Source organism: Nostoc sp. DSM 114167, assembly GCF_052692655.1.
The window spans coordinates 2212218-2231769 of the sequence record NZ_CP195116.1 but is presented as its reverse complement, the minus strand read 5'-3'; the positions used below and the strand labels follow the sequence as shown (position 1 = coordinate 2231769).

Annotated in this window: 15 protein-coding genes and 1 pseudogene; 5 read left to right on the top strand and 11 right to left on the bottom strand. The window is 41.7% G+C overall.

What is annotated here, in order from left to right; translation table 11 throughout:
- The first annotated feature begins 12 nt into the window (after positions 1–12).
- Positions 13–1350 carry an LLM class flavin-dependent oxidoreductase gene (locus NSTC731_RS09550; protein WP_445630601.1) on the top strand — a complete coding sequence of 446 codons (1338 nt, stop codon included), beginning with the start codon at positions 13–15 and terminating at the stop codon, positions 1348–1350.
- 308 nt (positions 1351–1658) lie between these two features.
- On the opposite strand, the gene NSTC731_RS09545 is transcribed toward NSTC731_RS09550, so the two are convergent.
- Positions 1659–3038 carry a hypothetical protein gene (locus tag NSTC731_RS09545; RefSeq protein WP_445630600.1) on the bottom strand — a complete coding sequence of 460 codons (1380 nt, stop codon included), beginning with the start codon at positions 3036–3038 and terminating at the stop codon, positions 1659–1661.
- A 218-nt stretch (positions 3039–3256) separates the two neighbouring features.
- Here NSTC731_RS09545 and NSTC731_RS09540 point away from each other — a divergent pair, with 218 nt between their 5' ends.
- The gene (locus NSTC731_RS09540) at positions 3257–4054 is read left to right on the top strand and encodes a class I SAM-dependent methyltransferase (protein ID WP_445630599.1); all 798 of its coding nucleotides are present in this window, start codon (positions 3257–3259) and stop codon (positions 4052–4054) included.
- A 230-nt stretch (positions 4055–4284) separates the two neighbouring features.
- Here NSTC731_RS09540 and NSTC731_RS09535 read toward each other — a convergent pair whose 3' ends face one another.
- Entirely contained in the window at positions 4285–5505 is a 1221-nt protein-coding gene (locus NSTC731_RS09535; protein ID WP_445630598.1) for a glutathione S-transferase family protein, read from the bottom strand.
- Positions 5506–5508: 3 nt separating this feature from the next.
- On the bottom strand, positions 5509–6162 hold the full coding sequence (locus NSTC731_RS09530; RefSeq protein ID WP_445630597.1) for a class I SAM-dependent methyltransferase family protein: 654 nt from the start codon (positions 6160–6162) through the stop codon (positions 5509–5511).
- A gap of 225 nt (positions 6163–6387) precedes the next feature.
- Between NSTC731_RS09530 and NSTC731_RS09525 the strand changes: the two genes are divergently transcribed.
- Both NSTC731_RS09525 and NSTC731_RS09520 read left to right on the top strand, forming a co-directional pair.
- On the top strand, positions 6388–7326 hold the full coding sequence (locus NSTC731_RS09525) for a DNA-methyltransferase (RefSeq protein ID WP_445630596.1): 939 nt from the start codon (positions 6388–6390) through the stop codon (positions 7324–7326).
- A 322-nt stretch (positions 7327–7648) separates the two neighbouring features.
- A pseudogene (locus tag NSTC731_RS09520) lies at positions 7649–8397 on the top strand (MBL fold metallo-hydrolase).
- Between the two features lie 13 nt (positions 8398–8410).
- Here NSTC731_RS09520 and NSTC731_RS09515 read toward each other — a convergent pair.
- From NSTC731_RS09515 to NSTC731_RS09480, 8 genes are all read right to left on the bottom strand, one after another.
- Positions 8411–9100, bottom strand: coding sequence for an SDR family NAD(P)-dependent oxidoreductase (locus NSTC731_RS09515; RefSeq protein ID WP_445630595.1), 690 nt, complete (start codon positions 9098–9100; stop codon positions 8411–8413).
- Positions 9101–9538: 438 nt separating this feature from the next.
- The gene (locus tag NSTC731_RS09510) at positions 9539–10411 is read right to left on the bottom strand and encodes a bile acid:sodium symporter family protein (protein WP_445630594.1); all 873 of its coding nucleotides are present in this window, start codon (positions 10409–10411) and stop codon (positions 9539–9541) included.
- A gap of 203 nt (positions 10412–10614) precedes the next feature.
- A complete protein-coding gene (locus tag NSTC731_RS09505; protein ID WP_445630593.1) occupies positions 10615–13119 on the bottom strand; it encodes an arylsulfatase in 2505 nt (834 codons plus the stop codon).
- A 37-nt stretch (positions 13120–13156) separates the two neighbouring features.
- A complete protein-coding gene (locus NSTC731_RS09500; protein ID WP_445630592.1) occupies positions 13157–14260 on the bottom strand; it encodes a formylglycine-generating enzyme family protein in 1104 nt (367 codons plus the stop codon).
- A 429-nt stretch (positions 14261–14689) separates the two neighbouring features.
- On the bottom strand, positions 14690–14818 hold the full coding sequence (locus tag NSTC731_RS09495) for a GNAT family N-acetyltransferase (protein WP_445632051.1): 129 nt from the start codon (positions 14816–14818) through the stop codon (positions 14690–14692).
- A gap of 307 nt (positions 14819–15125) precedes the next feature.
- Positions 15126–15587 carry a hypothetical protein gene (locus NSTC731_RS09490; RefSeq protein ID WP_445630591.1) on the bottom strand — a complete coding sequence of 154 codons (462 nt, stop codon included), beginning with the start codon at positions 15585–15587 and terminating at the stop codon, positions 15126–15128.
- 547 nt (positions 15588–16134) lie between these two features.
- Positions 16135–16608: a hypothetical protein gene (locus tag NSTC731_RS09485; RefSeq protein ID WP_445630590.1), complete on the bottom strand. Its 474-nt coding sequence runs from the start codon at positions 16606–16608 to the stop codon at positions 16135–16137.
- A complete protein-coding gene (locus NSTC731_RS09480) occupies positions 16605–16814 on the bottom strand; it encodes a hypothetical protein (protein ID WP_445630589.1) in 210 nt (69 codons plus the stop codon). Before NSTC731_RS09480 ends, NSTC731_RS09485 begins: the two co-directional genes overlap by 4 nt.
- Before the next feature lie 752 nt (positions 16815–17566).
- Between NSTC731_RS09480 and NSTC731_RS09475 the strand changes: the two genes are divergently transcribed.
- Positions 17567–19543, top strand: coding sequence for a PAS domain-containing sensor histidine kinase (locus tag NSTC731_RS09475; RefSeq protein ID WP_445630588.1), 1977 nt, complete (start codon positions 17567–17569; stop codon positions 19541–19543).
- Positions 19544–19552 lie beyond the last annotated feature (9 nt).

The window sequence follows — 19552 nt, the reverse complement described above, 5'->3', positions numbered from 1 at the left end:
TACGGAGGGATAATGAGCAGAACAAAGCAATTAAAATTAGGTGCTTTTATGCGCCCGGTAAGCATACATACAGGCGCTTGGCGCTATCCTGGGGCTTTGCCTGACGCTAATTTTAACTTTCCAGCACTGAAACGATTCATCCAGAAACTCGAAGAAGGCAAGTTTGACGCATTCTTTATGGCTGACCACTTAGCGGTGCTGAATATGCCAATCAACGCCTTGAAACGCAGCCATACTGTCACATCCTTCGAGCCTTTTACCCTGCTGTCTGCCCTCGCCAGTGTCACCGAACACATCGGGCTAGTAGCCACCGCTTCCACGACCTATGACCAGCCTTACCACATCGCGCGTCGCTTCGCGTCTCTCGACCATATCAGTGGCGGTCGCGCTGGCTGGAACATCGTCACCACAGCCAATCCAGACGCAGCACTCAACTTTGGTTTAGAAGAAGAGATAGAGCATGATGAACGCTATCGACGTGCGAGAGAATTTTATGATGTGGTCACAGGTCTTTGGGATTCCTTTGCTGACGATGCCTTTATTCGAGATGTGGAAGCCGGGATTTATTTTGACCCCGACAAGCTTCACGTTCTGAATCATCAAGGAAAATATCTCTCGGTGCGGGGGCCATTGAACATCGCCAGACCTGTCCAAGGCTGGCCAGTAATCGTTCAGGCTGGCGCATCCGAAGCCGGACGGCAATTAGCCGCCGAAACCGCCGAGGCTGTGTTTGCACCTGCTGGTAATCTGGAGGCTGGCAAGGCTTTATTTGCAGATATTAAGGGACGGGCGCGGGCCATTGGACGCGACCCAGACAGTATAAAAATCCTTCCAGGTGCTTTAGTCGTTGTAGGAGAAACCGTTGCCGAGGCACAAGCCAAGCGTGTTTATTTGGATAGCCTCGTACATTATGACAGTGGAATTTCTAGCTTAAATAGTGCGCTTGGCTACGATGTTTCAGGTTTTGATCCAGATGGCCCCTTGCCAGAAATCCCACCGACTAACGCTGGTCACTCTTCACGAGAAAGAGTAATAGCCTTAGCGCAACGTGAGAACTTGACGATTCGACAACTGGCGCAACGCGTTGGCAGTTATGGCGGGTTGGCTTTCGTCGGCACACCCCAAACCATCGCCGATGAGATGGAGCAATGGCTGTTTGAGGAAGGCTCTGATGGCTTCAACATCATGTTCCCGTTTGTTCCTGAAGGGTTAAACGATTTCGTTGACAAGGTTGTGCCAGAACTCCAACGGCGTGGCATCTTTCGCAAAGAGTATGAGGGTAAGACTCTGCGTGAAAATCTCGGACTAGCGCGCCCTGTTAATCGCTTCTTCCAGACTAGTCTGGTGTGAGCTGCGATCGCTGTTATCAGTTATCAGTAAAAAGTAGACATCTCCGAAAATGAAGGAACGGCGAACAACCGTTCGCCCCTACAAAGGGTTTTGGCGAACGCATATTTAATTTCTGGAGATGTCTTATGTAAATCAGATTGTTTATGTAAAAATTGATACTAAATTCTTCCTTCTACTACTGTCACTGCTACAGATTAGCTCTTAGCTGCAAGTACAAATAAACTCTCAGCGCAGCATCTCTAATCTCTAACTGTCTAACGACTCGAATCAGCGGCAGCTGACAACCTCGAACTCAGTACCAGCGGCTCTCAACTGTCCGTTGCATTTGAATTGTTATGTTTCTCCACTTCAGAAGACTCTAAACTGCCTGTGGTAAAGGGCTTGTGAAACTTAGATGGGAACCTATCTTGTTTTAGATAGAATTTAGGGAACCGATCCTCTTCAATCCAAGCATAACTATTTAACTTTGTTTTGAGGTTGCCATACTGAGCAGGAACTGCTAGTTCTTCCATTACTCGCTTCACAAAAGCTCGATATTTTCTACCAATAAAATACTGCTTGTATAAAACTGAAGGAATACGAAGCTTAATTGATGAGTCATCGCCCTCAACTTTGATTCCAAGTATGGTAGTAGGTGGAGTAATTCTGATAAAACGATCCTCTAATCCCTTTTCAATAAGAATATTCTTACCTATAGCCTCTATTTCTTTTTTCATTTTCGCTAAAGGCTTATAATTGCCCTTCTCAATTGACTGCTGAATGTCCTTTAGCATTTCCCTCAACTCAGTTACTTCAGGCTCTTGCCTCATTTGATGCAATACTGAAATGAAATCACTTCCATTAGAACTCTCACGGATCAGAAGTGGAAGGAATCCAGGAAGGCTTATACTGATTGCTGACTCCGATTGTCCAAGTGCTTCAAGAGAATCTTTTAATCTGCCTTGGAATTTGCCTATTTCATCAGAAAAAGCACTGGCAAAAGCAGACTTACTTTGAGCACCTTGATTGACACGATTTAGAAAATCATATGCAAAGAAGTCTCTCAATGGGTGAGGTAAGTAAGAGCAATCATATTGAGCTGAGAAAATCTGATACCAGACATATTGATGCCCCAACCACCCCATTACAGAAAGCATACGTTGCACATGTCTCGAAAGCTTATTCCATGCAACTACATTGCCATCAGTACCTATTATTTGTAATTCTGAACCTAGTGTCTCGTTGGCAGGACTAGCTAAAACTGCTTCAATTAATGGGCTTTCCTTATTAATTCCATGAGCACGAAAGACCAAAAAGAATTCTGAGCTTGCGTGTTCCCAGATGAAGCTGCTAAACGCATTGACTTGTGAGAAATATTCAGAGAAGAGAGAGCGCTCAGAGCCTGCATGGAATGCTTCTCGCCAGATTCCTAATAAGGAATTACAAATTTCAACAATCTCAGCATCCTCATTTTGCTTCAGCTTTTGAAAATGAAAAGGATCACCACTGATTAGGGCTTTCCTGCTTGCAGTCAGTTCAGCCTTATAGTTGTCGGGAATAATTACACCGTCACTGAGTAAGACAGCCTCACTGAACCTGGATAAAGCAACATGCTCAATATCCAAAAGTGCAGGTTCCTTTAGGGGAGCTTTGTCTAACGCTCTTTGGACACTGGAGATAGTTGCATTGTCAATGAGAATTTTAGTCATTCCAAGATTCCGGGATCACTCTCTCCATTGAAACATAACTATTTATTATACGGAAACTTCCCGTATAATCTTTTTTCAAATCCTAATATATCAAGCATTACAGCTACCTTCTTTCTGGATATAGGGATGCGACTCTCTCTCGTGAACAGTATGCTGTTTTTACTCCAATAGATGTTAAGCCTTAAGCATTTCTCAAATTATGGTATGATCGCAAACACATGACAGATGAAAGAAGTCAGTTAAAAACCACTTTTGATCGAGTAGCACTGTTGTACGATCGAGTTCGACCAGGATATCCAGAAGCGCTTTTTGACGATGTGGTGTCTCTTTCAGAAATCACTCCAAACGGAAGGATATTAGAGATTGGTTGTGGTACTGGTCAGGCAACTGTGCCCTTTGCCCGCCGGGGTTATCGTATACTCTGCATTGAATTGGGTGAGAATCTTGCTACAGTTGCCCAAAAAAATCTGGCTGCTTATCCGCAAGTAGAAGTGCGTAACATCGCTTTTGAGGATTGGGCGATCCAAGAAAATGCTTTTGATTTAGTGATTTCGGCGACTGCTTTCCACTGGCTTGACCCAAGTATTGCTTACAAAAAAACGGATCTTGCCCTCACATCTAAAGGAGCGATCGCGCTATTTTGGAATGAACATGTATATAGTGATGCTAGTAATGGCTTCTTTGAAGAAGTACAGGAGCTATATCAAAGTTTAGCTCCTCAACTGGTTAAAGACGATGAGCCTCCTTTGCGCGAGCAGAAAGTCCCTAATAAAACAGGTGAGATTGAGCAAACAGGTTTGTTTGGTGAAGTAATTTATCGCTCTTATCGATGGGATACAACATACAACAGTGCAAGTTATCTCAATCTCTTAAATACTTACTCCGGTCATATAAATTTAGATCGCATTACAAAAGCGCGTTTTTTTGATGCGATCGCTGAATTAATTAATACCAAGTTCAATGGTAAAATTACTAAAGGTTACTTAACTACTTTATACGTAGCCCACCGATTGTAATCTTATCTAAATCATTTTGCAGATATGATTAAACAGTTACGTTTTGTAAGGGGGACTGTTACCCAAACACAAACACCTGTTGTGTATGGGATTTTAAATCCCTTGAGTAGAATATTCAGTTTTCGGTTCCTGTCACAGCTAACTCATCGGAATTGCAAACTCTGTTCGATTTCATTGCTATAGGAGCAAGTGAGCGCGATCGCATTTTGCCTTCAGCAACGCCCACAAAATTAATAAACAGAAGTCAACAATTTATCGATCGCAGCGCGAAACGCCGTTGCTGCACCTGCACTCATATCACGAGGAGCGCAGATGCGATTTCTCAAATATGCGAAAGTAATAGCACCCACAGCAGCGAAGATGGGATCAACGCTGCTATTTTTACCACCAGTCCTTCCACCCGGTAAAGTTTCGCCATTGCCATGAATGAGATAATCAGCTAGTTGTCGCAGGTGAAAATCAACAGCGTCCTTAATTGTGGTAATATCACCGTCTGCGGCTATTGCTTGGACTCCAGAATTTTTGATAATATCTGCGATCGCAACTTCCCGATTATCACTCAATCTCTCAGCTGCTTCGGCTCGATATTGAATTTGCTCACTATCTGCCACATCCAGAGGTAAGGGATTTCCAATCGGTTCTACACCCCATCTGCGACGCAACAGTAAATTATTGGTAATATTATCCGATTTAACTCTATGATAAGCAGGACGCTGATTAAGTGCGTCAAACCAAGCATTAATTCGAGGAAAGCGAGGATTTCCTTTGAGGTGATATCCCCGATATACAGGTAAATTAGCCGCCAATCTATCTAAATGGGGGCTATACAGAATGTCTACTAAGCTAAATGTACTGACAAAGTAGGGGCCGGGGTATTTAGCCAAAGCTTGCTCAAGTTCATCTAACTTCGCCTCAAATGCTGCTTGTAATGCCAACTCATCAGCATCTACAAGTGTTTCTCTCAGGAATTTGTACGCAATCTCTCTAAAACCGTTAGTCTCAGCTTCTTCAACCAACTGCCTAGCAACAGCGTTTTCCTCTGAATTCTCAGGCAATAATGCTGGATGTGGAAACCTTTCTTCTAAAGCTAAGAGAATATCCTTGGATTCATATACTAACTTTCCCTCAATTTTGGCTGCTGGGACAAGAGTTGTGGGAACTAAGTCAGTGTACCATTTGGGTTTATTACTTAAATCAATAAACTCCGTTGCAAAGGGAATTTCCTTTTCTTCCAGAGCAAACCAAACTCGTTCGCAGAAAGGACACCAGGAATTAGTATCTCGATAAAGCAAGACTGGCGGTTCTGCATTTGGAGGAAGTTTATGTAAACTGCTGGGTATTGGTGCAGTAGAAGGAGATTGTCCTGTCCTCTTTACCCTACGCGCAGAGGTATTTTTTCTAGCAGTTTCTAAAACTTCTTCCCAAGTTGACACTGTGTTTTGAATTGACATTTTTTACCTCGCTTTACTAGGAACGCCGGAAAACACAAATAACTGTTGTTCTTTGGGTTGAGGTAAATTCTCACCAAGGTATCGATGAAGACCAACACCCATATCTCCTGTAGCCGTAAGCTTGAAGTTTACTTCTTCAAATCCAGATGCACTTAAAATTTTCCGCACATTGTCAGAGTAGGTAATACCGTTGGAGTGTCCACGAGTCCAAATGACAAAAGCATCCGGTTTACTCAGAAAACTCAAGTTATCTAGTAAGCGATTGAGTTCAGCTTCCTCAAGATTGCCAAAGACACCACACACAATCACAATATCTGCTGGTACTGCTCCTACATAGTTAGTGGCAAGAGTTGCATCACCATTGATAATCTCAATTTGCTTGGCTAAACCCAAAGACTCTATAGTTGCTCGTCCACGCTCAACTAACTGGGGGCTGAGTTCAACAAGTCGTGCATATACGTCATTTCTTCGAGGGTGATTTTTTAAAGTTCCTAGTAAATCTCGTCCATCACCCGCGCAAACACTTACGACACGGATAGTTCCAGATGGCGACGCATTCAAGCTGTAAGCAATATATTCCTGCACGATTTCTAGACGCTGCTGCAATTTTGGCTCAGTGTCGTAGAGGTCGTGCCATTCATACCAATCTTTTGGCATAATGCGTGATTCCCGTTTAATGCACACTGTAAACTCAAAACTACGGTTAGTGTATCAGATAACTGTAGTTTAAGGATGAATGAAAGATTATCATAGACGTTTGCATAAAATCAAGTCTTATTCTGCATGATTACCTTTGGACTGTTAGAAATGAAAAAAGAGTTTGAAGTTGTGCTATCTTTACTATCGAGATATTATAACAGTACATAATTACTATTTAAAAGCATGGCTCAAGCAGGCTCCAAGCAATTAGGGTTATTTCAGAAGCAAAAAATAACTAGACAATCAGAGGTAAACATTCAACCCTATTACACTCAGACTTATGGAGCAGCGTACTTAGGAGATAGTCTTGAGCTTATAAAAAATATTAAAGATTGTAGTGTAAATCTCATTTTGACATCTCCTCCATTTGCACTTACCCGTAAAAAGGAATATGGAAACGAAAGTGCAGAGAAATATGTTAACTGGTTTCTTCCATTTGCATATGAATTTAAAAGAATACTTACTCAAAATGGTTCATTTGTTATTGATTTAGGAGGTGTTTATCTTCCTGGTAATCCAGTTCGTAGCATATATCAATACGAATTATTGGTTCGCCTTTGTAAAGAAGTCGGTTTTTTCTTAGCGCAAGAGTTTTATCATTACAATCCAGCAAGACTGCCAACTCCGGCAGAATGGGTTACTGTTAGGCGTATTCGAGTTAAAGATTCAGTTAACGTAGTTTGGTGGTTGTCAAAAATTGAAAATCCGAAAGCTGACAATAGGAAAGTCTTAAAGCCTTACAGTGAAAGCATGAAACAGTTAATCAAAAATGGCTATAAGGCTAAGTTGCGTCCTAGCGGTCACGATATTTCTACAAAATTTCAAAAAGATAATTCAGGAGCAATTCCACCTAATCTTATTGAGGCTGCTAACACAGAATCAAACAGTTCTTATCTGCGTAAATGCAAAGAAACAGGGATGAAACCTCATCCGGCACGTTTTCCCGCATCTTTTGCCGATTTCTTTATTAATTTCTTAACTGATGAGAATGATCTTGTACTAGACCCGTTTGCAGGTTCAAACACAACAGGGTTTGTTGCAGAAAATTTACAGAGACGATGGATAGCTTTTGAGTTAAACGAAGAATACTTGATCGGAAGCCAGTATCGTTTTGAAGAATAATCTGTCTCAGGGGAAACTGTGGCTAAACTCAGTAAGGTTAACCTTCTCAGTATCATTACTCTCTTGGAGCCTCATAGAATTAAGACAGATATTCAATATTGTATGTAACCAGTTCACAAAATTATAAGCAGTCGGCATTTCTAGCAGCTTCAACGATTTCTGAGTTTCATATTGCAATTAGACAATTTATTAATTAGCGATCGCTCTCACAGATGTACTAGTTTAATGTCTGATCCAGCCTTATCACTTGTTATAATTATTAGGACTTACGCACAGGTAACGGAAAACGAACCACAGAGGCCGCAAAGGTCACGGAGAAGAGATACCGCAGTCAACTTTCCTATTTCGGCAATTTTTTGACCCTGTAACTAGTAGTTATACTTACTTAATTGGCGATCGCCAGACAGGAGATGCTGTTCTAGTCGATCCTGTATTAGAGCAAGTTGACCGCGATTTAGGATCATTGGATGAACTGGGATTAAAGCTACGCTACTGACAAAAGCCGATCGCTCCCTTGTTGGTGGCGAAATCCTAGAGGTGGGATCGGTAATCATCGAAACAATTTCCACGCCAGGTCACACCGCCAGTCACATAGCATATTTGGCGAACAAAAGCCATCTGTTAACTGGTGATGCCTTATTTATTCGTGGTTGTGGACGCACAGATTTTCAGGGAGGCGATGCTGGAACTTTATACGATGTGGTGACACAACGCTTATTCACCTTGCCAGATGATACTTGGGTATATCCTGCCCATGACTATAAAGGACGTACAGTTCCCACCATTGGCGAAGAAAAGCGGCTTAATCCCAGATTTAGCGTTCGCGGAGCGACTCGGAACGAGTATCGCAGCCGCAGTCAATTCATTACCATCATGAATAATCTCAAATTGAGTTATCCCCAAAAGATGGATGCAGCTGTACCTGCGAATGAATACTGTGGTGATTTTATTCCTCAAGAAAGCTTAGACCAGGCTACGAGTTCGGCAACAGATGAAGAACAGAAACAAATAGAACTCACAGTCATGACTAATACAGAAATTTACAATGATTACTATGCTATGTATATCTAGAGCAGAGTGAAAATCAAAATTTTTCTACCCAAGGTCGCAATTCAACTTCCCAAGTCCAAGCATTGCGAGGTTGGCGGAGAATGCTGAGATAGGTTTGAGCGATCGCATCTGGATCGAGTAAACTATCTGGTTGATTATCTGGTTCTATCCGGGTGGCAGAACGAATTGCTCCATCAATCACGAAATGCGCCACATGGATATTCTGAGGAGCCAATTCACGGGCAATGCTTTGAGCCAAACCCCGTAAAGCAAATTTACCCATTGCAAACGGTGCAGACTGAGGATAACCCTTAACACTGGCGGAAGCACCTGTAAAAAAGATCGCTCCTCCACCCGCAGCTAACTGACGTTTTGCCGCCGCTTGTGCTACTAAAAAGCCACCATAGGCAGTAATTTCTAGTGTTTTGGCAACATCGGCTGGGTCAAGTTCCACAAAAGAACCCCGAACGCGCCAGCTAGGATTATACACAACTAATGTTGGTACTCCTAGTTTTTGTTCGACATCTGTAAATAGTTGTTCAACTTCATCTAGTTGAGAAGCATCAGCAGTAAAACTGACGGCTCCAATTTCATCAGATAATGCTTTGAGCTTATCAATTTGCCTTGCTGCTAAAGCAATAGTAAAGCCTTCTTTTGCCAATAAACGGGCTAGTGAAGCACTGAGTCCACTACCAGCCCCAACAATTAATGCAATATTTGCCATATCCTCAAGTTCTCCCTTGTGATTTGAACCATATGACTAAACGATCGCGAAATACTTCAAAAGCAGTTAGGACATTCCCCCTTTTCGAGGGTACATACAAAAAAACCTGTAAAGACATCAAGAATTGCAAAGGGTTAAAACAAAAGTAGAGCCAATAGCCAAAGGCAGACTTAATTTTTTTGTTGCAGTTGTTCTATGAAGCTTTCGGCATTAAATAATTAAGCTAATTCCTTGCCATAAGGGATATCAGTAAACTGCCTAGTATAAGCTACCATCAAAGCTGTTGGACTAATTGCATCAAAAGAGCTTGCTTGTGATTGAACCATCTGCTACCTCACATATAGTTTTTTATCCGATCTAATATTTGTGTATCTAATACATAATACGGTAAACCTATTGGTTTGTCGTATGTTACAAGCACATTTATTAGGGAGAGTTTCAACCCTCTACCTGTTTTATCTCTACACTTGTTCCTTGGTCTAATTCTATGAACTTTGGCCCGGCGATCAAAACTACGATCATCATTAAAATACTTGTCACCATGATGATGCTCACGACGCTGGGATCTTCAAAATTACTTGTAGCTACTAATAATGCTGCGGCAAAATTACGTTGAGCGGTTCCGACTCCTAGCACTCGTTGGGTATCGATACCAGGGCCGCCCAAAAGATAACCGACGCTAAAAGAGAAGACTATGAAAACGGCACAAACGAAAATTGCACCTGTTTGTAATAAGCCAATGATATCGTTAGTGTGAACTATCAGCCTGACTACTAGACCTAAAAGCAATCCAGCATTAGATAATTTGAACAAAATCGGCTGGATAATGGGGGCGATCGCACTCAATTTTGCTTTGATGAATAACCCAACGATCAATGGGCTAACCATCATTAACAATAAGGGTTTGGCAATGTCCCAAGAGTTAATTTGCACGCCTTCCACCACTAAGGGCAGTACAATCGGCATATAAAAAATTGTGCCCAGCATTAGCAACATCATTAATCCCACCGAGAAAGCTATATTGCCTTTGACTATATGGGCAAGTTTAGGTAATGCTGGAGGCCCTGATGCTACTGCCATGATCAGTAAGCCATCTCTGAGTGGTTCACTGAAATGTACTACTTGTAGTAACAAATATACAAAAACTGGCACTAGCACAAAATTTGTTAGCAGCGATGATATGACTAAGCGGAGGTTGCGGAGTGGTTCCCAAATCTGTTGTACCGTGAGACTTAACCCTGCACCCAGCATGGTGAACACGATAAATGTGAAAAGTGCGAGTTTATCAATTAGTGATAAGATTTCGTTCATGATTTTTTTTTCACGCAGAGGGCAAAGGGGCAGGGGAGCATACTTCGACTACGCTCAGTAACCAGGGGGGCAGCACTTCGGCTACGCTCAGTGACCGAGGGGCAGCACTTCGGCTACGCTCAGTGACCGAGGGGTAGGGGGGCAGAGGAGAATAACCAATGCCCACTTGCCCTGAGCGAAGCCGAAGGGATGCCCAATCCTTATTACTTCAATTCCAGGGTGACTTGCTGTAAGTTACCGGTGAATGCAAAGGGTGTTTGGTAAGTATCTACCGCAGGTGTGCCAGTATCTTGACCAACATCAAAGGTTTCATCTAAACCAAATCGATAGCCTACGGTTTTATCAATGCGGCCTTCGGCAACCTGTCGATCGTCGATCGAGAGCTTACCAGTACCGCCTGCTCCCGGAGCGCCACCGTCATAAGTAAAGTCAAATTTGATTTGGGATTTGCCGATCGCAATTGGTTGAGAAGATTGAATGATTGTGCGACTGCTATTTAAGAAGTTGTAAGCAAAGGTGGGTTTACCTTCTTGCAAGAAGAAACTCCAACCCGCAAAACGTCCGCCTTGGGTAACTAAAACGCCTTCAGTACCATCTTTGGCAATATCCACATCGGCAGTGATGCTAAAGGAGCGATTCTTGATATTGGGAGCGCTACCTTCGGGAATCCCTGCAACAGATGTGTAATAAGTAAAGCTATTGCGTCCTGTGATTAGGTTGGAACGGATTTTGACATCAAACCGTTGAAGTAAGCGATCGTCCAAAGGTAGAACTTTATATTTCTTTGCTTCCTTCAGAAATAGATTTTGTAGTTGCGCTAACTTGTCAGGGTTCTGCTTGGCTAAATCGTTGGCTTCACTGAAGTCTTTGGTAATATCGTATAGTTCCCAATTATCCTCATCGAAGGTGGTTTTGGAGACACGCTCCCAAGGTAAGCGTCCATGACGGGCGGCTGCTACCCAACCTCGATCGTAAATGCCACGATTGCCCAACATTTCAAAATACTGGGTTTTGTGATGGGATGCTACAGCCGGATCGTCAAAGCTATAAACAAGGCTAGTACCTTCGATGGGTTGTTGTTTTACACCGTTGACTACCTCTGGTTCTTCAATCCCCACAGCTTCTAGAATTGTAGGCGCAATATCAATTACATGATGAAATTGGCTCCGCAGTCCACCACGATTTTTGATGCGATCGCCCCAAGCTACAACTAAACCATTGCGAGTTCCGCCGAAGTGAGAAGCAATTTGTTTTGTCCATTGGAAGGGGCTATCCACTGCCCAAGCCCAAGCTGCATGAAAATGATTGAAGGTTTTTGGCCCACCTAAATCATCAAAAGCCGCGAGAACTTCTTGAGGACTTTCTGCTACGCCATTAAAGACTTTTAATTCATTAACACTACCTGTTAAGCCGCCTTCAGCACTCGCACCATTATCACCGGCGATGAAAAAGACTAAGGTGTTATCCAATTCACCCAGTTGGTCTATGGCATCAATAACTCTACCAATTTGTGCATCGGTATGGCTGAGGAAACCTGCAAAGACTTCCGCCTGACGCGCATAAACTTTCTGCTCGGTGGGAGTGAGGGAATCCCAAGCCGGGAGTTCCGCCGGGCGAGGAGTCAGCTTAGTATCGGCGGGAATTACACCCAATGCTAGCTGACGAGCAAAGATGTCTTCGCGTAATTTATCCCAACCTCGATCGAATTTACCCTTGTACTTGTCGATCCATTCCTTGGGCGCATGGTGTGGGGCATGGGTTGCGCCAGTGGCAAAGTAGGTAAAGAAGGGTTTATCAGGAGCGATCGCTTGCTGGGTGCGAATCCACTTAATCGCATGGTCTGCTAGATCGGGAGTGAGGTGATAATCAGGGCGATTTGGTTTTTGAATATGTTGGGTATTTTCCACCAAAGCTGGACTCCATTGATTGGTATCACCGCCCAGAAATCCATAGAAGTACTCAAAACCTAAACCTGTCGGCCAGCGATCGAATGGACCTGCTGCACTGGTTTCATAGTCTGGGGTATTGTGCCATTTGCCAAAGGCCGCTGTGTTATATCCATAATCTCGCAATACTTCAGCGATCGTTGCCGCACTTCTAGGTAAAATCGCTGTATAACCTGGATAGCCTGTGGCTAACTCCTCAACCACACCTGTATTCACAGAATGGTGATTGCGTCCCGTGAGCAATGCAGCTCTGGTAGGAGAGCAGAGTGCTGTAGTGTGGAATTGGTTATAACGCAATCCCCTTTCTGCTAGACGGTCTAAATTAGGCGTATCGATCGGCCCGCCAAAGGTGCTGGGTTGTCCAAAACCGACATCATCAAGCAACACCAGCAAAATGTTTGGTGCATTTTCTGGAGCCTTAATTGGTTTGGGGAAGTCTGGTTCGGATTCTTTGTAAGTAAGGCCAATTTTGCCTTGAAAAGATGGTTGGGGTAATGGCAATTTGTCGCCATAGTCCGCCCAAGCAGGTAGAGGTAAGAGACTGGAAAATATTAGCGTTAGGGCACTCAAAAAGGCGATCGCACCAGAAGTTAACTTCAGAGATGCATAAGATTTCTTGCAGAAGTGGGGGAAAGGGGAAAGGGGAAAGGGGAAAGGGTAAGAAATACCCAGAGGCTTTAACCTTTTTTCTTTCCCTATCTTACGCTCTCTTACTTTTGCAAGAGGTCTATACAAAGAATCTCTTTTGTGAGGATCAGTCATACAATTTTGGATTTTAGATTTGGGACTTCGGCTACGCTCAGTCGAACGATTTTGGATTTATGGCTAGTGTGCTGTCAGGCAAATTTTTAACTAGCCGAAACCCGATATGAGTAGTTCCCGTATCGGGTGATTCTGACTCCCGCGCCGCCGGACGGAAGCGGCTACAGTAATTGGGAGCGCAGAGATACGATCCCCCTTTAATTACGTGTAAGTTTGATTCATCTGGCTTTTTGGGATCAAAGCTTTGATTTAAGGCAATAGGATTAATTCGATCGGATTTGCGTAGGCGTAGCCCGCCGTAGGCATCGCGTCCAACTTGAAAGAAATCAGTAGTCCATTCCCATACATTGCCGGTCATGTCATAGAGTCCATAACCATTGGGCGCAAAAGAACCCACGGGAGCAATGCCCAAGTGACCATCGGCTTTGGTGTTGAAAAAGGGAAAAATTCCTTGCCAAGTGTTGGCTCTATGTTCAGAATATTCATTACCCCAAGCATAAATTGCACCATCCAAGCCACCACGGGCGGCATATTCCCATTGGGCTTCGGTAGGTAAGGATTTTCCTGACCATTTGGCGTAGGCTAGGGCATCTTCGTAAGCTATGTGAACAACTGGATAGTTGGATTTGCTAGCAATTGCACTGTCTGGGCCAAAGGGATGTTGCCAATTCGCGCCAGTAGTCCAATGCCACCAACTCAGAAAGGAAACTTGTTTGACACCCGGTTTTGCCATCTCAAACACTAAGGAACCCGGTAATCGCTGCTCATCGGGTAAATCGGGAAACTGTTCTTCAGATAAGGGACGCTCTGCAATTGTCAGATATCCTGTAGCTTTGACAAATTCACCAAATTGTGCATTTGTTACCTCAAATTTATCAATACAGAAGTTAGTCACCGTTACGTCTCCAGGCGATCGCTCTTCCACAAAACCGGAATTATCAGACCCCATTTTGAACGTTCCTCCTGAAATCATCGCCATACCTTGGGGACAGTGATTGACTGTGGCTGCCAATGCGGTTGTATTAATGAATAAGAGTGCGATCGCTATTCCTTGAATGAATATTAGTGTGAGAAAGTAATATTTTTTTACATCTCTAATATTCTCAATTTTGCTAGTTCTAATTGAATGCCTGTAGTTCATCAATAAGATTCAACTTTGCTTCAAACTTATATCATTTTGGTTTTAGATGAAAAATTCCCTTTTCGTTGTAGTTATCAGTAATCTATTTTTTGCATGGCATTAGTTGTGGTGAAAAAATCCATATTTTCAGAAGATTTTCAATGTTCGATCCTATGCAGAAACTGTTAGCTCTAAACTTCGGCTAATTGATAACAAAGATATTCATTTTTTCCCAAAATACTAAAAACCGATTAATTTACCGATGTTTTATCTAATATTGATAAATTACATCTTGTGAAAACATAAGTCAAGCACTATATATATTTAGCTACGAAAAAGCTTAATACCACCTCAGTCAGATATTGGTGTAGCCACAAAACCAGTTTTGATACCCTTCTTAAACCCAGTTTTTTCGTAAAACTGGAGTACTTCCTTGGTTTGCCTTCCACTTCAGAGCATTACTTTGTAACAATTATGACTCCATGCAGATTGGAACGCATGATGTATCAGGCGCTTTCCTACACCTTGGCGACGATAATCAAGATGAGTAATTACATTCTCAGTAGCCCATAGGGACAAGCGCCAAAATACAAAAGGCAATTAAGTTTCCCTTCCAGTTTGCTACAAAGCAATTAATCTTGCGATTAGCTACGCTGGGCAAAACGCCATCGCTCAATATTTCGTTCTATATTTTCTCAAGAGTTGATGCGTCAGGTAAGGGAGCATCCGTTGGGTTTTGTTAGGGTGACATTTACATAAATGCAAGGGATTTTTTCGATGACTTCAATCTTTCCTTGATGATGTAATTTTCACTAATTATCTGCTGAAAAAAAATGTAGAAACGTAACAGTGCTACGTTTCTACAAAGGTTCTGGATAATGCATATTTAATATTTGGAGATGTCTACTTTACAGCTAGGATCGGCAGCGAAGCTTTTATCAAAAATGAACTTAACATAGATATTCCCACCACCTCGTGAATAGCTGCCACCCAAGTAACGCCATTTATTATCTTGGACGCCTGCATCTCCGGTTTTAAATACTGTAGCGGGTAGATTTCCGTTGTCAACATACGTAACATTTGCTTTATTACCGCCGCGATTACTTCCCTTGTTAATTTTGTAGTTGATTCTTATTATTGAGCCTATTCTTCCTCCTAAGCCTTGATTGTAATCGATTTTAATTGTGCCTGTAAAACCTCCTTTACTACATGAATAGTCACGAATAACGGCATCAGCATTAGCTGGAGTGAAAGCAATGCTACTGCAAGCAATAGCCATTGCAGTAGTACCAATAACAAAACGGTTTGTTGTCTTTCTAATTTGACGAGCATTCAAAGTATTAACCATTAGAGACTTCCTTTTTGATTGAGTTATACTTTGCATTGAGTCAACTAAAATCTGATTTGCTGATTAAATGTCTTAATCTAGGGTCGAGACTAGCAATTACTATTCTCTACAAAGACTTTTAAATCACGCAAAATCATTTTTATACCTGAATTTCGCAACGCCTGAATTACACCTATTTTGGTCTAATTTTTGTTTGAAGTTAATGACACTCAATCTAACTTCTACCTATGACTCGGCTTAAAAAATACAAGTTTTATGCAAAACTCTCTATATGTTCACAAAACTTAATAATTGCTTATGCGATCGCCCAAAGCGGTATGTAGGCTATTGTAGCAAAGGTAGTAAGTGTAGAGGGACAAATTATTTGACCAAAACGACAGATTTTTTGTCAACAATCCAAATTCTTCTTGCTTGTTCAAGCAATTTCTATAGCTTTAGATCAGAAACGCACTCAAATCAGATTCCTTTAGAGCGAAGCTTACAAGCTTGAAGAACTTGATAAGTTATTTGTCGCTGTGGTCAAATAATTCGTCGCTGTAAAAAAACACTATTTTTTTATAGGGGATGGTGCTAGTAATCCTGATAAAGCACCCAAAGAACCGGTTCCAAGAGCGGTTAGAAGGTCAGGAATTGGTTGCTTGTTGTCCTTTGCTTGTAGACCAATTGCACCTATAAGGCAAATTAATACTGTAGAGGTAAGTGTACCAACAATTATGCGGTAAATCCAGGGGTCTGTTTGTATATAGGTTTGTGGCAGATTAAAAGTATTATTTACTGCCTCAGCATTTTGTTGTACACCTTGCTGACCTTTTGAATCATTGAGAGTTGATGGTTGTTTACTTTCCTCAACTAAAGACTGTGTTTCGACTAAAGAGTTTTTTCCATTCTCTGTACTCATAGTTAGTGCATCCTTTTTATTTAATAAAAATAAGCATTGGAAGTTTTCTATAATGGTAATCACATTACGATTCCTCTTTTTCGGAAAAGTAGGAACAATCAGCAAAGTTTTTTTGGCACTCAAGTGAGATCGCCCCTCTGTCCCTTGTGCCTCGATCGCTGTAGAGGATTGTGGAGTGTGTAGTAGGAGCGATCGCGCCCAATACCCAATGTCTCACTCCAAGATAAGTAATAAGCCATCTGAGTAATGGTAGCAGTCGGTTTTATCAATACAGTGGTTGAAAGTGTGATTTCAGTTAACCACCGCCAGTCAATCGCACATCTTATCATTGTTAACGCAGATTTACACTTGCCCAGATACCCTCACCATCAGCAATGCCGACAGTTCTGCTGATGTATGGGCTTCTTCCTGATGAAAGAGAATCTAGCCATAGCCATCAACGTTTTCTAAAGTGGGTTATATTTTTGTAGCTAAAATAACATTGAAGTCATAGTTTTTTTACTTACAGCACGGGGTCTGTGATTTGCTACCTCAGCCTCATCTAATGCCAGTTGCTCTGTGTCCAAACCTTGAGAGTGAGCTTTTCCACTTGTTCTGTGCGGTATTAAGGATAAATCTTTAACCGGACACTAAATGATAGATTAATGGTGCTGAACTACTCAAATTGATTTGAGTTAACCCGCAAATACACGTATGCAGCTAGATTAAAATTAGATTAGTATATAACCGAAATATTACTGTAATTTTTGCAGGTTTTTATATATGTAAGTGGTTGATTTCAGAGGATATACGGTAACGATAACCAAAGCGATCGCGGTACTTTAATTTTAATAAATCTTATATTATTCAGATTAAAAAACTCAGAAAAGATGACGAACACAGAATGTAGAAGCTCAAGCTAGTAATCAATTCTAGCCTAAAACTAGTACGGTAAAACTTTGACAAATGCCAAACGTAGTTCTCCTTGAGAATATGAGAGCCACTCTCTAGGTGTATACGCATTTACAAAAGGTCTGAGGCTAAAAACCTCTTCTTTCGCACTTCAGGCTTTGGTGAAGACTCGTGCAATATGTAGGTTTTTATGATGGAAATTTTAAATAATTTTTTCTCTACTAGCCAGTTTATTCCCCACGGACATTGCTATCTCTGGAAACCAGAATTGGTATGGTTGCATCTGATTTCAGATGTATTAACTGGACTTGCTTATTATTCAATTCCAGTGATGTTGGTTTATTTTGTTGGTAAACGGCGAGATATGCCTTTCGGCTGGATATTCCTAATGTTTGGCACATTCATCGTTGCTTGTGGCACAACTCATTTAATGGATATATGGACGCTTTGGTATCCTACCTATTGGCTATCAGGGTTAATCAAAGCTATCACTGCTTTTGTATCCGTATTAACCGCTATAGAGCTTGTGCCATTACTGCCACAGGTGCTAGCTTTACCGAGTCCTGCCCAACTAGAGGCTGCAAACTACCAACTAGCAAAAGAAATTGCTGAACGCATACGGACTGAGGAAGTGTTGAGGGAAAGCGAACAACGCTGGCAATTAGCTTTGCGAGGCAATAATGATGGAATTTGGGACTGGAATGTTAAAACCAATGAAGTTTTCTTCTCGGCTCGCTGGAAAGAAATGCTCGGTTACGAAAACCACGAAATTTCTAACCATTTAGATGAATGCGTGACACGAGTGCATCCAAACGATATTGAGCGGGTTAAACAAGCGGTTGAAGATCACTTTGCTCAGAAAACACCGTTTTACATTAGCGAGTATCGAGCTTTATGTAAAGACGGCACCTATAAATGGATTTTAGATCGAGGGCAAGCACAGTGGGATGAAAATGGTAATGTAGTACGAATGGCAGGCTCACATACTGACATTACCGATCGCAAGCAAGCAGAGGAGAGACTAAATAGCCTACTTAACCAATTAGAAAGCAAGGTTGAGGAAAGGACAGCAGAGTTAACAAAAATCAACGAATCGCTACAGACAGAAATTACTGAACGCCAGCGAATAGAAGAAGCATTGCGAGAGAGCGAACAGCGATTTCGGGCTGCATTCCATCAAGCTGCTGTTGGCATTGCCCATGTGGCAATCGATGGCAGCTGGTTGTTAGTTAATCAGAAGCTTTGCGATATTCTCGGTTACACACTCGAAGAACTACAGTTGTTAACTTTCCAAGATATTACTCACCCGGAGGATCTTAAGACTAACCTGAAATATGTTGAGCAGATTTTAGCAGATAATATTCAAACTTACTCGATGGAAAAGCGCTATTTCCGCAAAGATAATTCCTTAGTTTGGGTTAATCTTAGTGTGTCTTTAATGCGCGAATCTAATGGGGAGCCAAAATATTTTATTTCTGTAATCGAAGACATTAACGAACGGAAAGCTGCGCAGCGCGAACGCAAGCAGTGGGAGGAGCAAATTCAAGCATCACTATTAGAAAAAGAGGTGTTATTAAAAGAAATTTACCATCGGGTCAAAAACAATTTACAGGTTATTTCTAGTCTGTTAAACCTGCAATCTGCTTATATCAAAGACAAAGATGATTTGGTAATATTTCAACAAAGCCAGCAGCGGATTGCATCAATGGCTCTCGTTCACGAAAAATTGTATCAGTCTCAAGACTTAGCAAGGATTAATTTTGGTGAATATATTCGAGATTTGGTAACAAGTTTATTTACTGCTTATGAAGTCAATGAAGATGCGATCGCTTTGACAATAAATACGGAAGATTGTATTTTTCTCGGTTTAGATACAGCAATTCCTTGTAGCTTAATTATCCATGAACTTGTATCTAATTCTTTAAAATACGCATTTACCAAAGGTAGGACTGGTGCGATCGATATTGAAATAAAAAAAATAATTAATCATCATTTAATGCTCATAGTTCGTGATAATGGGATTGGCTTACCACCAAACTTTGATTTTAAAAAAATCGCATCATTAGGATGGGAGTTGGTAGATGCTTTAACCCATCAGTTAGCAGGAAATATAAATATTACAGGCTCCACTGGAGTAGAGTGTCAGGTGACATTTCCTTTACCATAAATACACAAT